Source organism: Mesorhizobium sp. AD1-1, from assembly GCF_020164655.1.
Classification (GTDB): domain Bacteria; phylum Pseudomonadota; class Alphaproteobacteria; order Rhizobiales; family Rhizobiaceae; genus Mesorhizobium; species Mesorhizobium ciceri.
In genome coordinates this window covers 18,644-35,215 of record NZ_JAIUGP010000015.1, presented here as the reverse complement: position 1 = coordinate 35,215, position 16,572 = coordinate 18,644, and the positions used below count along the sequence as shown (strand labels likewise).

At 62.8% G+C, this 16,572-nt stretch carries 17 protein-coding genes; 6 read left to right on the top strand and 11 right to left on the bottom strand.

Annotation, left to right across the window (positions count from 1 at the left end; translation table 11 throughout):
- Positions 1 to 23: 23 nt before the first annotated feature.
- The 6 genes from LB519_RS24485 to LB519_RS24460 form a co-directional block, all read right to left on the bottom strand.
- Complete coding sequence (locus LB519_RS24485; RefSeq protein WP_064994608.1) at positions 24 to 1,547, bottom strand: sugar ABC transporter ATP-binding protein; 1,524 nt, start codon at positions 1,545 to 1,547, stop codon at positions 24 to 26.
- A 61-nt stretch (positions 1,548 to 1,608) separates the two neighbouring features.
- The gene (locus LB519_RS24480; RefSeq protein WP_064994609.1) at positions 1,609 to 2,496 is read right to left on the bottom strand and encodes a sugar phosphate isomerase/epimerase family protein; all 888 of its coding nucleotides are present in this window, start codon (positions 2,494 to 2,496) and stop codon (positions 1,609 to 1,611) included.
- A gap of 414 nt (positions 2,497 to 2,910) precedes the next feature.
- Positions 2,911 to 3,540 carry an HAD family hydrolase gene (locus LB519_RS24475; protein ID WP_032898848.1) on the bottom strand — a complete coding sequence of 210 codons (630 nt, stop codon included), beginning with the start codon at positions 3,538 to 3,540 and terminating at the stop codon, positions 2,911 to 2,913.
- Positions 3,540 to 5,060: an FGGY-family carbohydrate kinase gene (locus tag LB519_RS24470; RefSeq protein WP_064994610.1), complete on the bottom strand. Its 1,521-nt coding sequence runs from the start codon at positions 5,058 to 5,060 to the stop codon at positions 3,540 to 3,542. The genes LB519_RS24475 and LB519_RS24470 overlap by 1 nt, the downstream gene beginning before the upstream one ends.
- Before the next feature lie 163 nt (positions 5,061 to 5,223).
- Positions 5,224 to 6,024 (bottom strand): BtpA/SgcQ family protein, encoded by an 801-nt coding sequence (locus LB519_RS24465; protein ID WP_064994611.1) that lies wholly within the window; start codon positions 6,022 to 6,024, stop codon positions 5,224 to 5,226.
- A gap of 39 nt (positions 6,025 to 6,063) precedes the next feature.
- Positions 6,064 to 6,924: a DeoR/GlpR family DNA-binding transcription regulator gene (locus tag LB519_RS24460; RefSeq protein ID WP_024502262.1), complete on the bottom strand. Its 861-nt coding sequence runs from the start codon at positions 6,922 to 6,924 to the stop codon at positions 6,064 to 6,066.
- Between the two features lie 166 nt (positions 6,925 to 7,090).
- Between LB519_RS24460 and LB519_RS24455 the strand changes: the two genes are divergently transcribed.
- The 6 genes from LB519_RS24455 (at position 7,091) to LB519_RS24430 (ending at position 13,079) form a co-directional block, all read left to right on the top strand.
- Complete coding sequence (locus tag LB519_RS24455; protein ID WP_024502263.1) at positions 7,091 to 7,891, top strand: SDR family NAD(P)-dependent oxidoreductase; 801 nt, start codon at positions 7,091 to 7,093, stop codon at positions 7,889 to 7,891.
- A gap of 174 nt (positions 7,892 to 8,065) precedes the next feature.
- Positions 8,066 to 9,241, top strand: a complete 1,176-nt coding sequence (locus tag LB519_RS24450) for an ABC transporter ATP-binding protein (RefSeq protein WP_013530270.1) — start codon at positions 8,066 to 8,068, stop codon at positions 9,239 to 9,241.
- A complete protein-coding gene (locus tag LB519_RS24445) occupies positions 9,238 to 10,068 on the top strand; it encodes a carbohydrate ABC transporter permease (protein WP_013530271.1) in 831 nt (276 codons plus the stop codon). Before LB519_RS24450 ends, LB519_RS24445 begins: the two co-directional genes overlap by 4 nt.
- Positions 10,069 to 10,163: 95 nt before the next feature.
- Positions 10,164 to 11,459 carry an ABC transporter substrate-binding protein gene (locus LB519_RS24440; protein ID WP_224621372.1) on the top strand — a complete coding sequence of 432 codons (1,296 nt, stop codon included), beginning with the start codon at positions 10,164 to 10,166 and terminating at the stop codon, positions 11,457 to 11,459.
- Between the two features lie 111 nt (positions 11,460 to 11,570).
- The gene (locus tag LB519_RS24435) at positions 11,571 to 12,485 is read left to right on the top strand and encodes a carbohydrate ABC transporter permease (RefSeq protein ID WP_224621371.1); all 915 of its coding nucleotides are present in this window, start codon (positions 11,571 to 11,573) and stop codon (positions 12,483 to 12,485) included.
- Positions 12,486 to 12,545: 60 nt separating this feature from the next.
- The gene (locus tag LB519_RS24430; RefSeq protein ID WP_064994613.1) at positions 12,546 to 13,079 is read left to right on the top strand and encodes a hypothetical protein; all 534 of its coding nucleotides are present in this window, start codon (positions 12,546 to 12,548) and stop codon (positions 13,077 to 13,079) included.
- Between the two features lie 44 nt (positions 13,080 to 13,123).
- Here LB519_RS24430 and LB519_RS24425 read toward each other — a convergent pair whose 3' ends face one another.
- Genes LB519_RS24425 through LB519_RS24405 form a run of 5 tightly spaced genes read right to left on the bottom strand, consistent with a single transcriptional unit; the run spans position 13,124 to position 16,571 of the window.
- Positions 13,124 to 13,717: a hypothetical protein gene (locus LB519_RS24425; protein WP_064994614.1), complete on the bottom strand. Its 594-nt coding sequence runs from the start codon at positions 13,715 to 13,717 to the stop codon at positions 13,124 to 13,126.
- Complete coding sequence (locus tag LB519_RS24420) at positions 13,714 to 14,304, bottom strand: L,D-transpeptidase (RefSeq protein ID WP_024502269.1); 591 nt, start codon at positions 14,302 to 14,304, stop codon at positions 13,714 to 13,716. The genes LB519_RS24425 and LB519_RS24420 overlap by 4 nt, the downstream gene beginning before the upstream one ends.
- Positions 14,288 to 15,451, bottom strand: a complete 1,164-nt coding sequence (locus tag LB519_RS24415) for a CpaE family protein (protein WP_224621370.1) — start codon at positions 15,449 to 15,451, stop codon at positions 14,288 to 14,290. Before LB519_RS24415 ends, LB519_RS24420 begins: the two co-directional genes overlap by 17 nt.
- Entirely contained in the window at positions 15,448 to 16,083 is a 636-nt protein-coding gene (locus LB519_RS24410; RefSeq protein ID WP_224621369.1) for a TadE/TadG family type IV pilus assembly protein, read from the bottom strand. Before LB519_RS24410 ends, LB519_RS24415 begins: the two co-directional genes overlap by 4 nt.
- Positions 16,077 to 16,571 carry a TadE/TadG family type IV pilus assembly protein gene (locus LB519_RS24405; RefSeq protein WP_064994617.1) on the bottom strand — a complete coding sequence of 165 codons (495 nt, stop codon included), beginning with the start codon at positions 16,569 to 16,571 and terminating at the stop codon, positions 16,077 to 16,079. The genes LB519_RS24410 and LB519_RS24405 overlap by 7 nt, the downstream gene beginning before the upstream one ends.
- Position 16,572: the final 1 nt, after the last annotated feature.

Below are 16,572 nucleotides of genomic sequence, written 5' to 3'. Positions count from 1 at the left end.
TCTCCACGAAATGGATCGTCTGGCTAGGAAGCCAGATGAACGAGGGTTTCCTGGGTGGCCTCGGGTCCGGCGACCTCGCCTGCGATGCGGCCCCGGCGAAAAACAACGATGCGATCCGCATTGGCGAGGATTTCGGGCACCTCGGACGAGATCATCAGCACGGCGTTTCCCGCCTTCACGAAATTGCCGAGGAAGGCGTAGATCTCGCGCTTGGCGCCTTCGTCGACGCCGCGTGTCGGCTCGTCGCAGATCAGGATCCTGGGGTTGGTATCGACACAGCGCGCAAGGACAACCTTCTGCTGGTTGCCGCCGCTCAGGGATTGGACGGGCAGGTCCGGCGACGCCGTCTTGATGGAGAAGCGCTTGATGTGCTCGACCACGCTCCTGGCTTCCGCCGATCCGTTCATGAAGCCCTTGCGCGCATAATGCGGCAGGTTGGCCACGGTGATGTTGTGGGCGACCGACGCGGTCAGTGACAGGCCCGTCTGCTTGCGGTCCTCCGTGACCAGCGAAATGCCGGCGCCGATGGAATCGGCGGGCGTCTTGAGATCGATGGGCTTGCCCTCGATCAGCACCTGGCCGGAATCCCGCGGCTCGTTTCCGTAGAGCGCATTCACGAACTCGCTGCGACCGGAGCCGAGAAGCCCGTATATGCCGACGATCTCTCCCGCATGAACGGTCATGTCGATGTCGGCGAACTTTCCCTTCGATGCAAAGCCGCGGGCTTCGAGCAGGGGTTTCTGCGGGCCGGTATCCTTCGGTTCGCGATGATGGTCCAACAGGTCGCGGCCGACGATCGACCGGATCAGGCCCTTGCGGTCGATTTCGGAAATCGATCCGCCGCCTACGAAACGGCCGTCGCGGAAGACCGTATAATCGTCGGCGATCTCGAAGATCTCGGTCAGGCGGTGCGAGACATAAATGATGCCTACGCCCTCCGCGGTCAGAGTGCGGATCGCGTCGAACAGCATCTGCGCCTCGCGCTCGCCAATGGCCGAGGTGGGTTCGTCCATGATCAGGATGTCGCTGCGGCGGCTGATTGCCTTGGTGATCTCGACGAGTTGGGCCTGCGCGATCGAAAGATCGCGCAACCGCGCACCAGCGGGGATGTTGAATTTCAACCGCGCCAGGATCGCCTCCGCGTCGCTTAGCATGCACTTGTCGTCGACGAAGAAGCGGCCGCGCCGCTGTTCGCGGCCGAGATAGAGGTTCTCGGCGACGGTCATGTCCAGGAAGGGGCTAAGCTCCTGGGTGATGATGGCGATACCGGCATCGAGCGCCTCGGCGGGGGAGGAGAAATTCACCTCCCGGCCTTTCACCGTGACGGATCCGGCGTCGCGCCGCAGCATCCCCATCAACACGCCGAGGAAGGTCGACTTGCCGGCACCGTTGCCACCGCACAAGGCATTGACCGTCCCGGCGCGCAACCGAATCCGCCCGTCGACCAGGGCGGGAACGCCTGCAAAGCTCTTCGCGACATTTTCGGCGCCGAGGAGAAGCGGCGCGGTGGCGCCGTTCTCGTTGGTGATAGCCTCGTTCTGCGTCATCTTCCCGTCCTCCTCGGGATGAGATGGCGCGGGCGCTTGTCGGCCCGCAGCCCTTTCGTCTTCAGGCAGCCTTGTTGATCTCGGCCCGGCGCACGGCTTCTTCCCAACGGCTTTCGATGAAAGCCTTGGCATGCGCGGCGAGCGGATTGTTGTCGGTCCAGGTGTCGCGCCAGATGCCGCACACACGCGACAGGGCTTCATCGACGATGGCGCTGGAGAAGCTCTCGAAGGTGACGTCGCGATTGTGGAAGCCAATGTCCACCAGCGCGGAAAAGATGCTCGCGAAATCGATCGTACCGGTGCCGAGATAGCCGCGGTAGTTCTCGTTGAAGTGGAAATAACCGAGCTTGTCCCCAGCCAGACGGATCGCTTCGGCCTGGCTCGCCTCTTCTATGTTCATGTGGAACGTGTCGAGATGCAGGAAGACGTCGTCGCGGCCGGTGTCCTTGATGAACTTCAGGCCTTGCGCGGTCGTGTTCAAGAGGTTGGACTCGAAGCGGTTCACCACTTCCAGAACGATCTGCACGCCGCTATCCCTGGCCACCTCGGCGGTCGCGGCGATAGCGTCGGCGCTGTTCATCCAGCCGGTTCGCGTGGGCAGCCCGTCATACTTGCCGTGCATCGAATAGAGAATGCCGCCCAATCGGATGCCGCCGATGTCGCGGACCGCCTTGACCGCGTCGGACAAGAGCGCCTTTCCCTTGGTGACCACGGCCTTGTCCTCGCTCGAGACGTCCGCATCCGCCGACAGGCCCATCGTGACCACGATCTCGATGTCCAGTTCCTTGGCTTGCTTCGCCAGGCGGTCGAGGTCGAATTTCTCGGGCCGCAGATAAGCGAACTCGATCAGCCGGTAACCATGCTCCGCCGACTTGGCGAGCGCCGTTTCCAGGCCCTCCTGGGTCAGGCCGTTTGTCCAGACAAATGAATGGATACCAAGACGCCGCATTCAGATCCTCCGATGATCAAGTTTGCATGTTAAAGATACAAACTTGATCCTGAATGCCTAAAATTCAGCTTCGGCGCAAGAGGAATTGTGGCATTGGTCGGCGCGAGCCAATCATGCCGGATTAAAAAACGCGGAAAAACAGACAGTTGAGGGGCGTCATGGAGGTGCGAGAAAATTTTCTCTGACCCATGCGAGAAACGGGATATGCAGCTTTTAACAACAAATATCCCATCACTTGCGCAGACCGAGCGGCATGGACCGTCGCTCGGCGAGATGCAAGGCGAATGCGGAACGAGCAGAACCCGGTCCAACGTTCGTCAGTTCCTGCCAAGGCATTCGCTCGGGACCAGCCGGCGGACGCCCGATCCTCCGGCTTGCCCAAGCGCGCACCCGGACGCGGCGACGCGCAAACCCTCAGCCGGGAAACAGGTCCAGGATCGACGACAGACGGTTGGCACTGAGATCGATGTCGCTGAGCGGGCCGCCGCTGGGGAGATAGCCAACCACGAACAGACCGGCGGCCCGTGCGGCCTTGGTGCCGGTGCGGCTGTCTTCCACAGCGACGACGGATCCCGGAGCTATGGCGAGCTGCCGGCAGGCCTCGCGATAGGGCGTTGGGTCGGGTTTGCCGACCGAAACGTCGTCGAGGCTGATTGTGAGCCTCATATGGTCGAGCACGCCGAGCGCATCGAGATTGGCATTGACGACTTGCCGGCCGGAATTTGACACGCAGACCTGCGGGACGCCGCGGTCAGCCAGGGTCCGGATCGTCTCGACCGCCTCGGGGATCGGGATGGCGTCCGCCCGGTTGGCGACGTAGTGGGCATTGATGGCGGCGAGCCACTCCGCCTGGTCAAGCCCGACTGGGAGGCGCGGACGCAGCATTGTCCAGACGTCGCCCATATGGATGCCGCGAAAGGCCTGGTCGGGCAGGTCGTCAAGATCGACGTTCCAGTTGCGGCAGCCGGCGAGGAGAGATTGATGATGCAACGGCTCGCTGTCGATCAGCGTTCCGTCGATGTCCCAGGCGACGGCGCGATACATCACGATGGCGATCCCGCTTTGGTCGCGCCAGGAGCCGATAGGCGTGTATAGAGATCGCGATAGCGGCGATAACCGTCGCGGTAGATGTCGGCCTTGCGCGGGTCGGGATCGAGCCGGTCGGCGAAGCTGACGAAACCGGAAACGCCCGACCAGTCGTCGGTCAGGCCGGTGCCGATCGCCGCCGTCCAGGCAGCGCCGATGCAAGAGCCGGGGTGCCCGGTCAGGCGTTGGACCGGCTTTTGCAAGACATCCGCGACAATCTGCATCCAGACCTTGCTGCTTGAGCCGCCGTCGGAGGCGAGATAGCGCTCGGTCCGATGGCCCATGTCGTTGAGCACCTCGACATGATGCGCGATGGCAAAGGCATAGGCCTCGAGCAAAGCGCGCCAGACATGGCCGGTATCGTGCGAAAGCGTCAGGCCGTCGATCACGCCGCGGGCCGCTGGATCATGGATCGGCGTCTTCTCGCCAAGGAAATAGGGCAGGATGATGAGGCCCTCGGCACCGGCGGGACGCTCTGCCGCCAGTGCATCGAGCCGCTGGTGTACGGAAATACCCTCGGCCTGTGCCGCGGCCATCTCGCCGCCGGCGAAATTGCGTACGAACCAGTTGAGGGCGGAGCCGCCTGTCGACATGCAGCCATTGGGCATGAACAGGCCCGGCACCAGATGATAATCGAGATACATGCGCGGATCGGGCTTGATCTGATCGGTAGCGATCAGGATATCGACCGAGCCGCCGAATTTCAGGAGGACATCGCCCGGCTTGGCGACGCCGGCGCCAAGCGCGGAGGCGATCATGTCGGCTGCACCGCCGACGACCGGTGTCCCCGCCATCAGGCCGGTCTCATCGGCGGCCTTCGCCGAGACGGAACCGAGGATCTCATGCGAGGCGATCTTTCGTGGCACGGCCGAGCGCGGTATGTGCGCGAGCGCCACCAGATCGTCGTCGATCCGGTGCGTCGAAACGTCGACGAAGCCGGCCTCCAGCGCCCAGTTCTGCTCGACCGCACGTTCGCCGGTGAGGCGCCAGTTGATATAATCGTAGGAGCCGAAAACGGTGGCGATGCGGCTGAACACCTCCGGCTCGTGACGCTCAATCCAGCGCAGCTTTGCGGTGACGAGCTGTTGGTTGATGCCGTTGCCGGCCTTGGCGATGAAAGCCGTCTCATCGCATTCGGTCCGCAGTTCGGCCACTTCGGCGCCACAGCGGCCGTCGCTCTGCTGGATGCTCGGCCGCAGCACTTCGCCCTTCTCGTTCAGAAGAACGACCGCCGGCAGCATGCCGGTGGTGCCGACCGCCACGATTTCCTCGGCCTTGATGCCGCTGGTCCTGAGCAACTCCTGCACGATGCCGCGGACATTGGTCCACCATTGCGCGGGATCTTCCTCGGCCCAGCCCGCATGCTCGGAATGCAGCGTGACGGGGCGCGAGGCGAGGCCCAGCACCTGATCGGGAAGCCGGATCAGGATGCCGATCGTCGAGGTGGTGCCGATATCGAGACCGAGAACGAACGCCATGTCGAATCCATTGAAATGCTGGGAAGGGCAGGCGGGCGAAACCTGTCTGCCTCGTTGTGTCGCACTGCTCGATACCAGTCGATCATTCCGGACGCCGGCCTGCAACGATCGATATGATCACCGCGAGCCGGCGGGATGGCCGGCATCGCCGTGGAAGCCGTCCTCAGCGCAAAGTGGCGACAACATCCATGAAGCGCTTGACCCGATCGCCGTCGACGGCGTTCCAGGTATTGCCATCGATCTTGAAATGGGTCCCGATCACGACGCCGCTCGCCAGCGAAAGGACGTCGCGGACATTGTCGATGTTCACGCCGGTGTTGGCGAAGACCGGCACGTCCTTGATCGTCTCGCAGACGCTGCGCAGGTGGGACTGGTCGGCCGGCTGGCCGGTGATCGGACCGGAGACGAGGATCGCGTCTGCCATCGACGAGAACACCGCGCTCTTGGCACGCAATTCAATCGGGCGCTGGTCGAGCGAGTGTGCGAACTCGGCATTGATGTTGAAGAGAAGCTTCATGTCGTCGCGACCAAGGTTGTGCCGCAGGCGCGAGGCGGCGGCGCAATCGGGCTCCCACAAGCCCATATCGGAAGCGAACAGGCCGGTGAAGATCTCGCGCACGAAACGGGCTCCGGTGGCGGCTCCGATCGCGACGCTGGCAGTCGGATCCCAGAGATAGTTGACGCCAAACGGCACTTTCAGCTCGGGCTTCACCGCCTGGACGATGGCAGTCATGGCGGCAATGCCCTCGGGCGGCGCCTTGAAGACATAGGGGCGGTCGTTCTCGTTGCCGAACATGATGGCATCGACGCCGCCGTTCTGCAGCTTGCGGATGTCGGAGAGTACGCCATCGATCAGCTTGTCGAGGCCGCCATCGGCATCATAGAGGGGCGTTCCCGGCAGGGCACCGATATGTGCCATCGAGATGACAGCCTTCTTCTTGTCGCCGAAAAATTCAAATACCATCGAGTCTTCTCCTTGGGGATAAAGTGAAAATGGCGCGCCTCAGTCGCGCGTCAGTGGCGGCGCGATGCGCAGGTCGACCTTGGCCGCGGCGAGCGCCGCGGCGATCTTGGCCGGCGGCTCGGCATCGGTGATGAGGATGTCGATGTCCGACAGTGGCGCTATCCGCACCAGCGACATGCGCAGGAATTTGGCGGAATCGCACAACACGATCTTGGTGCCTGACCGCCTCAGATAGGCGCGCTTCATATCGGTATCATCGAAGGAATAATCGAAGAGGCCGTCCGCTGTGATACCGGAGACGCCGATCACGGCGACATCGAACCACAGCGCCTCGAACTGGGCGATGGCCGCAGGCCCGCCGGTCGACATCTCGTCGGCCCGTACGCGGCCGCCGGCAACATAGACTTCGGGCACACCGCCATTCAGCGCCGCCGCGATCCTGAGGCTGTTGGTGAACACCTTGGCGTGCGGAAGGTCCCTGAGGTGCTCGGCCATCAGATAGGTGGTGGTGCCGACATCCAATGCGATCGTGCGGTATCCCGAAACCAGCGCGGCCGCGGCCGCGGCAATCGCGGCCTTCGGGTCGCGGCGCTGGCGCAAGCGCGAATCGAAACTCGGCTCTTCGCTGTCCATGGCGACCAGCGGCGGGTTGTCGGCCTCGATCGCGCCGCCATGGATTCGGACCAGCCTACCCTCGCGTTCCAGTTCGACGAGATCGCGGCGGATCGTCATGTCGGAAACGGCAAGTTCGGCCGCTGCCGCGGCGACGGTGAGCGACCCCGTCCGGCGCAGCAAAGCCAGGATGCGTGCCTGCCGGTCGTGCGCGAGAAGGCGCTGACGATCGGCGTCGCGCGGTGCGCCATGCGGCGATGTCTCAGGAAGGGTGGTGTCGTCTGCCATCGATGTATCCGGTGGGTAAGCCGCCGACGAAGCGGTCTGCTGATCTTCACACTACCGCATGATCAAACATTTTCAAACAAAAATATGTTTGCAGTGTTCGATTTTATTGGTATGCATCTCGATATCAACAAAATGCGTTCCGCCATCAAGCAGAGAGAATACGACCATGCCGGCTGTCTCCGTCACGCCTCCCGTGCTTGCCGAACTCGCGGGCAAGCGAGCCTTCGTGACGGGCGGTGGCGCGGGGATCGGCCGGGCGATCGCGACCGCCCTGACGCGGCAGGGCGTCGCCGTGGCGATCGGCGATCTGGATCCCAAGGCGGCACGTCAGGCGGCTGAGGAAATTGGTGGCGGTGCCGCCGCCGTCACGGTCGATGTCCGCCGCCGCGATTCCGTCGAGGCGGCCTTCTCCACCGTACTGGAAGCGCTTGGCGGCTGCGACATCCTGATCGCCAATGCCGGCGTGTCCACCATGCAGCACGCGCTCGATCTGACCGATGAGGAGTGGGACTTCAACTTTTCGGTCAATGCCCGCGGTGTATTCCTGGCAAATCAGATCGCTGGACGGCATTTTGTCAAGCAAGGCACGGGTTGCATTGTCAACACCGCCTCGCTTGCCGCGAAGGTCGGTGCGCCGCTCCTGGCGCATTATTCGGCATCCAAGTTCGCCGTGCTCGGCTGGACGCAGGCCTTTGCCCGCGAGCTCGCGCCCAAGGGGATACGCGTCAATGCCGTCTGTCCCGGGTTCGTCAAGACCGGCATGCAGTCGCGCGAAGTCGAATGGGAGGCGCATCTGCGGCAAGTCACGCCCGAACGGGTGGTCGCCGACTATATCGCGCAGACGCCGCTCGGCCGGCTCGAGCTGCCGGAGGATGTCGCCGACGTCGTCGTGTTCCTCTGCTCGGATCAAGCCCGCTTCATGACCGGCCAGGGCGTCAACGTGACCGGCGGCGTCTACATGACCTGACGGCTTTCGGCGGCTGTAGCCGGATGCTGATGCGGGCACGCGCCTATCCAAAAAAGTGAACACATATGATCAGAAGTTAGGCTTTTAATGTTATATTTTGTTCTCTAAGATGACCGTTCGCTCGACTTCGGCCTTCGGCGTCAGCCGGGTCAGACGGGTTCATGAGGAAAGTCTATGGCGTCTATCGAGCTCGATCGCGTTTCCAAGCTCTACGGCAATGGCAATTACGGGGTGCATGAGGTCGATCTCACCATTCCCGATGGTGAATTCGTGATCTTTCTCGGTCCGTCGGGATGCGGCAAGTCGACGACGCTGCGGATGATTGCCGGCCTGGAGAGTATCTCCTCCGGCGATCTTCGCATCGGTGGCAAGAGCGTCGCCAATGTCGCGCCGCGCGACCGAAACGTCGCCGTGGTGTTCCAGAGCTACGCGCTCTATCCGCACATGTCGGTGCGGCAGAATATGGCCTTCGGGCTGAAGATGCGCGGCACCGACGCGGCGGTCATCGATGCCAAGATTGCAGACGCCGCTAACCTGCTCGGTCTGCAGAACCTTCTCGGCCGCAAGCCGGCAGCGCTTTCGGGTGGCCAGCGGCAGCGTGTCGCGCTCGGCCGGGCGATCGTTCGCGAACCGGCGGCCTTCCTGCTTGACGAACCGCTGTCCAATCTCGATGCGCAACTGCGTGCCGAGATGCGGCTCGAACTCGTGAAGCTGCACCGGCGCCTCGGCCGCACCATCGTCCATGTCACCCACGACCAGGTCGAGGCGATGACCATGGGCGATCGCATATGCATCATGCGCGATGGTCGCCTGATTCAGGCCGGCCGGCCGCTTGAAGTCTATGCCGACCCGGTCAACACCTTCGTCGCACGCTTCCTGGCGACGCCGCCGATGAACCTCATTCCGGCCACGCTTCAGGCCGCACCTGGCGAAGGGCTCTCCGTCCTGACCGACAGCGGTGCCGTGCTTGCCGTCCCCGCCCGCCACCGCAACGCTTATGGCGAGCGTGCCGGGCGCCGCGTCATTCTGGGCGTGCGAGCCGAGGATTTCCACGAAAGCCCCGACAAGCCGGACTGGCAGAAGATTGCCGTACGGGTCGTGGCCGTCGAGGCTCTCGGCGCCGAGAACGTCCTGATCGGCCAGATTGCCGGTCACGCCACCGGCAGGGATGATGCTCACCCCGCGGGGGGCGACAAGCCGTTGGAGATCGCCGCCCGCCTCAGCCGTTATTTCACGGCGCCCGTCGGCTCGATGGTCGAACTCTACATCGACCCGCTGCCGATGCACCTCTTTGATCCCGAAACCGAACTGGTCATCGCGCGGCCGAGCCTCATGGGGGCCACGCGATGACCAGCATGGACAGAAACGAACGGCCGGCCTTTCGTCGCCGCTTCGGCTTGCATTTCGGGCTGATTGTCGTCTGCGCCATCGTGCTGCTGCCACCGCTCTGGGTGCTGCGGACAAGCTTCGTCCCCGAGCAGTTGTCCTACAGCAACGAGCTGATGCCGGCCTTTACGACGGACAATTATTCGGCGCTGCTGTCGAGCCGCTTCGGTCAGTCCTACCTCAACAGCCTGATTGTCGCGCTCGGCTCGGTTCTGCTCGCATTGCCTTTTGCCGCCACCACCGGCTATGCCTTCGCCCGCTTCCGCACGGGCGGTCGTTGGGCGCGTTTTGCCGTTCTGGCGACGCAGATGTTGCCGCCCGTGGCGCTGGTGCTGCCGACGTTCACGCTGTTCCGAAGCCTGGAGCTCAGCAATTCGCTGACGGGGCTGATCATCGTCTATGCCGCGCTCAACCTGCCTTTCCTGACCTGGATCCTGATGGGCTTCTTCGAGGGCATTCCAGTCGATCTGGAATGGGCGGCGATGACCGACGGCGCGACCGCCTGGGGCGCCTTCTGGCGTATTGTCCTGCCGGTGTCGATGCCCGGTATCGCGGCCGCCGGCGTGCTCGGCTTCATCCTGGCGTGGAATGAGTTTTTGTTTGCCCTGGTTTTGAGCGGGCCGAAGACGGCAACCATACCGGTTGCGCTTGCGGCGTTGCAGACCTCGAACGGCGTCCAGATCGCCAAGGTTTCTGCCGGCGTCGTCCTTGCCATCCTGCCGCTGGTCGTGGCTTCCCGCTTCATCCAGCGTTTCATCGTCCAGGGCTTGACCTTCGGCAGCGTGAAATAGGCCGGCCGCTCCGAGAGCCGACATGGCTCGCTAGCCGGTTATGAAATCGTGGCGGGATCACCGCCGCGTCCAGAGGGAAAGAGGAGTAGAGAGTTATGACTTGGAACAAGCAGATCTTGATCAAAATGCTGATGACGGCCGTGAGCGGGGCAGCTGTTGTCGGCGCATCGCTTCCGGCCAGGGCGGCTGAGCCCATCACCTTGCACGCCTTGATGGAGGACGTGCCGGAAACCAAGATCATTGAAGCGCTGTTGCCCGAATTCGAGAAGCAGACCGGCATCAAGGTCGAGTTTGAGAAGATCGGCTATCCTGACATGCACGACAAGCTGGTGTCGCAGTTGACCGCGCCGCAGAGCTACTACAATGTGCTCGAGGTCGACTTCCTGTGGGCCGGCGAATTTCCGGCGGCCGGCTGGCTGGCCGACCTGAAACCCTTCGTCGAGAAATCCAAATACGATCTGAGCCCCTTCATTCCCTCGACGCTTGATCTGCTCGGCCGAACCGAGGACCAGCTTTTCCTGGTGCCCATGTACAACTACTCGATGGGCCTCCTCTACCGGAAGGACCTGATCGGCGATGAGAAGCTCAAGGCCGCCTACAAGACGGCAACCGGCAAGGAGCTCGCTTTGCCGACGACGCTCGAAGATTATGTGGCGATTTCCAAATTCATGAAGGCCAATGCCGGCGTCGCCGGAGCCGCGATGCAGGGCCAGCGCGGCGATCCCAACAGCATGGAATTCTCCAACTACCTGTTCTCCGCCGGCGGCAGCTATCTCAATGCCGACGGCAAGGCGAGCCTCGACACGGCAGAGGCCAAGAAGGCGCTCGATCTCTATGTCGACAATATCCAGCACGGCGCCCAGCAAGGTGCCGTGTCGGCGACGCTCGACGACACCATGCGCCTGATGTGCAGCGGTTCCGCCTTCAGCATGGTCACCTATTGGTGGATGCTGCCGCAGATGGACGATGCCGTGAAGTGTCCGACGGTCGCCGGCAAGGTCGGCCTGTCGGTGATGCCGGGCGGCCATGGCGAGAGCGGCGGTTGGGGCTGGGGCATTCCCAAGAACACGTCGCCGGAAGAGCAGGAAGCCGCCTGGACCTTCATCCAGTGGGTGCAGAGCAAGGATGTTTCGGTGAAGCGCGCGCTCGAGGGCCACGCGCCCGTGCGCAGCGATGTCTATGCCGATGCGGCGGTGCTGGCGAAATATCCCTTCTACAAGACCGCCCAGGATGTGGTGGCGACCGGCAAGTCGTTCCCGATCTTCACCTATTCGGCGCAATACGAGGATCTGCTCGGTACCCAGCTTTCGCTGGCGGCTGGTGGCCAGGCGACATCGGACGCGGCGCTGAAGGCAGCTTCCGACGGCCTGCAGGGGCTCCTCGACAAATAGCGGTCCGGCTCGGCAAGGAGACCCGGCGCGGCGGTGTCAGCCGCGCCGGATCTTCCAGACCCCGGATCTTGACGAGATCAGCAACGCCACCCCGACCAAGGCTCGGCCACGATGCACAATGCGATCAAAAAAGGATGGGCTGCCCGTGGCCGCGAGTGGCGGACCGGCTGGGCCTTCGCCTTGCCCGGCCTGCTGCTGCTGGCGATCGTGATGGGCTTTCCCCTGGCCTATGCCTGCATCCTCTCGATCTCCTCGATGACCTTGATCAAGCCGCAGCTCCTGCCGCTTGTCGGGTTCAAGAATTTCGCTTCGATGATCGGCGATGAGCTGTTCTGGAACGCGCTCTGGCTCACCGTGCGCTATTCGGCGGTGACCGTGGTCGGCGAATTCGTGATCGGGCTCGGCGTTGCCCTGATGCTCAACCGGACGGTCCGGATGAAGCCGGTCTATTTCGCGGTTCTGACCATTCCCATGGCGATGTCGCCGATCAGCGTCGCCCTGATCTGGCGCATGCTGCTCCAGCCCAATCTCGGCATCGCCAATCATCTCATGGAGATATCAGGCCTGCCGCGCCTCGACTGGCTAGGCACGCCAGGCATGGCACTCTGGACGATGGCGGCGATCGACATCTGGCAGCAAATGTCCTTCGTCGTGCTGATCCTCGCCGCGGGGCTCGCCGCTTTGCCGCGCGATCCCTATGAGGCTGCTGAAGTGGACGGCGCGCGCGGCTGGCAGCAATTCTTCTACATCACGCTGCCGATGCTTCGGCCGGTCGCGGCGATCACCATCATCATCCAGCTGATCAACGAATTCCGGACGTACGATCTGCCCTATGTCCTGACCAAGGGCGGGCCAGGCAACGCGACCGAAGTGCTGAGCTTCTTTGCCTATCGCCGTGCCTTTCTCGGCCTTTCGCTCAACGAAGGCGCGGCAGCCGCGTTCGTGCTGCTGCTGATCGTCCTTCTGCTCACCGTGATCTTCTTCGCCGTCCTCGAACGCTCGCAATCGGGAGAGGGCCGGAAGTAGGGCTGTTAAGCCTTGAGCAATCTATGCGGTCTATCCTGGTTTGCAGATTGTCGAGGGAACATGAAACGCCAGCCGCTTCTGCTTTTCGCCTTTCCGTTTCTCATTCTGGCGGTCCTGGCAGGGGAGCGCATGGCGACCTTGTTGCTGGGCATCTATCCAGCCAGCCCCACCGCATGGTGGCTATGGCTTGAACTGCGCCCTCTGTCGACGGTGCTTTGGCAGCAGGTGGATGTCTGGCTGGGCGGTTCCATGGCTTTCGAAGCCGCTATCCTTGCCGCCGCATCGATCGTCTGCTGGATGGCGTGCCACGCCAAGCGGTCGGCTTTCTCGTTCCTCGCCAACCATATCGCCCTGATTTTCGCCGGGCTGATGATCGCGGTCGGCAGCCATTCGGAAACGGCAAGCACGATTGCCGAATTCACGTCGCCCAAGGGTCTTCCCTATTCCCTGGCCGTCGACTTCACCTTGAAGAACAGCCTGGTGCTGCTTTTGGGCTTCGTGGCCTGTGCCTACTGCCACATCGCCTTCCTCACCGAGGTGCGGGAGCGGTCCGTCCGGGCCATCCGCATCCTGGCGCTGCAGCGCGATCTCTAGATCATTCGCCACTTACACCTTGCACGATCCGGGCTCTGCCGGGTCTAGTTGATCCGGCGGTAATAGACCTTGCCGTCGGGCTGCTGGATGCGCTGGTAGTTGGAGCTGGGAGCAGGGGGCGACGCCGATGCGATTCTCCTCCTGGGTGCGGGCGCTTCGATGACGCCGGGTTCGCTCGCGCTCTCGCCGCCGAGGGCTTCGGGCGCTTGCGCCAGCGTGCTGGTAGCGATCTCGGAGGGTTCTTGCGCACCCGGCATGGCCTCGCCGCCGGCGACCGGCATAGTCTGCCCAAGCCGGGCAATGCTGGCATCGATCTCGTTGAAGCTGCCTTGCAACTGGCTGTCCAGTTTCTCGAACCGGCTCTGAAAACCGTTGTTGACCGTGTCGAGCCGGGCTGCGATCCGCTGCTCGAACGCGCCGAGTTGCTCCAGCCGCGCCTCGACGAAACGCAGGTCGCTCATGCCCCGATAGAGATAGACCGCGGCCGCCATGTTGACTGCGGTGATCAGAAGCGCGCCGCCGGCGACGATGACGGCGATCGTCTTTGCCTTGCTGGGTTTCCCGGCGGCAGCCGGTTCGCGCTGTTCCTGGTTTCCGATATCGATCGCCGGCATGTCCGGTTCGCTGATCATCGTCATTGGACCACCACCTTTGCGCCGACCGCGACGCGTTTGAAAAGATCGATCACATCCGTGTTGGTGAGGCGAAAACAGCCCGATGTCCCGTCGAAGCCGACACCCGACGGGTCGTTGGTGCCGTGTATGCGGTAGAGCGTGTCGCGCCCGTCCCGCGACAGGTAGAGCGCCCTTGCGCCGAGCGGGTTGTAGGGGCCGGCGGGCACCATTTTCGGCAGCTCCGGCTGGCGCGCGCGCATTTCCTGCGGCGGGCGCCACTCCGGCCATTCGGTCTTCGCCCCCACCTTGACGATGCCGGTCCAGCCGAACCCGTCGCGCCCGACGCTGATCTGGTAGCGCAGTGCCTGGCCCTGGCGGGTCACCAGGTAAAGCGCCTTCTCGTCCTTGCGGATGATGATCGTTCCCGGCTGCTCGGCCGTTCTAAAGGCGACGGCCTTGCGCAGGCTGGGCCCCATCGCCGGCAGCGGCGGCCGCTCCGAAAGTGCTGATCGCGCCTCGGCGAAGCCGTGGACGGACAGCGCCAGCGCCATGCCGAGCACGCAGGCGCCGGCGAGCTTTGGGGCGATCCGGTATCTATCGGGCAGCGTCATCGAGCCGCTCTTTGAACATCCGCTTCAGATCCTTGTTGAAGCGCGCCCGCCCATCCACTTCGGAAGGCGGGATGGCTCTGTTCAGCGCATCGGTCAGAAGCGCATTGTCCAGCGCGACCGACTTGATGTGCGGCGCCTTGAAGATCTTTTCGAGCTCGCTGCGCGAAAAATGGTTCCCGAACCATTTGCGCTTGTGCTTGTTGGCGACCAGCGTGATGCTGACCGCATTGCCGCGCAGCTCGCGGATCTTCTTGTAGAGCCGCTTGCCTTGCCGCAGCGAAGCGACATTGAGTTCGAACACGATGAAGATCTCGTCGCTCGTCGACAGCACGGAATTGTGCCAGGGCGTTTCCAGATTGGGCAGGTCGATGACGATGTCGTCGAAGCGGTAGGCGACGAGGTCGAGCAGCCGGAAGACGAAATCGCTGCCATGCGGCTCGAACGGCAGTTGCGGCCGCTCGAATGCGTAGAGGGTGAGGCCGGACGGGCGCGACAGCTTGATGACGTCCATCAGCTCGACATCGAGCCGCTCCGGCTGGCCGATGATGCCGGCAAGGTCGAACTGGTTGAACAGATTGAGATAGGCGCCGCAATTGGCGCTCTGGAAATCCAGGTCGACGAGACAGGTGGACGCCGCGCGCTCAGCCGATTTCGACGCCAGGAATTCGGCCGCCGACAGCGCCAGCGTCGTGGCGCCGGCGCCGCCGCTGGCGCTGATGAAGGTGATGATCCGGCTCTTGGTTCCCTGGTTGCCGGTGTCGTGGAAGGTCACCGCATTGAGCAGCTCCTTGCCGTCGAGCGGCTTGTGCAGCCAGTCCGAGGCATTCATGCGCACCAAAACGCGCGTCTGCTCCGAGCTCAGCTCGTCGGAAACCGCGATCAGCGGCACGCTGGCCCACAGCGCGCGCGCCTCGACGATGCCGGGCCTGCCGAGCAGCTCGCCATTGCCGAGATCGAGGATGACGATGCCCGGGCGCGTATCGGCCGGCGGCCCCTTGAGGAAGTCGCTCGTCTCGGAAACCCTGATGTCATAGATCGCCAGCGCATCGAGCCGCGTCGCCACATCCCGCTTGAAATTCGGATCCGACGAAAACAGCGCCACCTGCTTGCGCTTGGTCGGCGTAACCTTGGTGTTGATGGCATTCATGGCCAGGTACTCTTCAAATCTTCGCCCGTAACCGTGCTCAGCATGGAGGGCATGGTGATGTTGTTGAAGCCGAGCAGTCCGCCCAGGAAGAAGAATTGGAAGGGATGGTTGGTGATGCTGACGGTGATGGTAGGCACCGCCCCGCTGGGTCGCGTCCAGTAGCCGAGGCCGGACGCCTGGTATTGAATCCTGACTTCGGACTTGGCCAGCATCGGCAGGAATGTCTGCATTCCGGCCCGGCTGCTGTTGCCGCTGAAAATGAAATTAAAGGCATCTTGGCTTACATTGAGGTTCTGGCATGTAGCGCCTGTGCCGCAAACGCAAGAGACACTTCCAGCGGTGTTGGCGGTGCAGATATAGTTGTAAGTGTTTGCGGGTACCGCAGTGCCGACTTTGGTTACATCGCTCTGCGTTATCGTCTCCACCAAGAGCCCGCTGGCGACAGGTGTAGAAATCTGCGCCAGCCTTGCGCCGGCTTGCACTGCCTTATTCCCTGCATTCCATTGATAAAAGGCGTAGCCGAAATCGACGAAGCCAAGCAGAAGCGTCAATAGCAGCGAGATCACTATGGCCATTTCGACCATGGCCGTTCCGGACTGGCTAGCCCAAAACTTGGTGCGCTCCGTCACCATCCAATGACTCGCTCCTGATGGGACACCGTGAGGGTCAGTGGACTAAAGCCAAGATATGACAGGAATCCGGAGCCTGAATAAGAATAGGTGGTAGTGACGTCCACGACATCGACAGTGCTCTTGCTGCTAAGATAAAGCTGCGTGCCCGTGGCCACGTCAACCGCTTGCAGGGAGACCGCCGTGGTGATCGCAACTGCCGCCGGCAGCCATCCGGTCACCCTGGCGCTGCCGTTGGCGACCACCCCATTGGCAGCAAGGTTTTGAGCCCGGCCCTTGCAAGTCGCCCAATCGCTACTGCATCGTGCCATGTAGCGACCCGCATCCTCAACGCCGGCTTCGAGAAGCAGGCGCGTGTTCAGGATGTTGGAGAACTCGAACACACCAGCCGATAACAGCAACACGAGCGGTATGGTGATCGCGGCTTCCACCAAAGCGGCGCCATTTTCGTCGCCTTGGAACCGCCGGATGCTTTTGCCGAACCTGGTCATG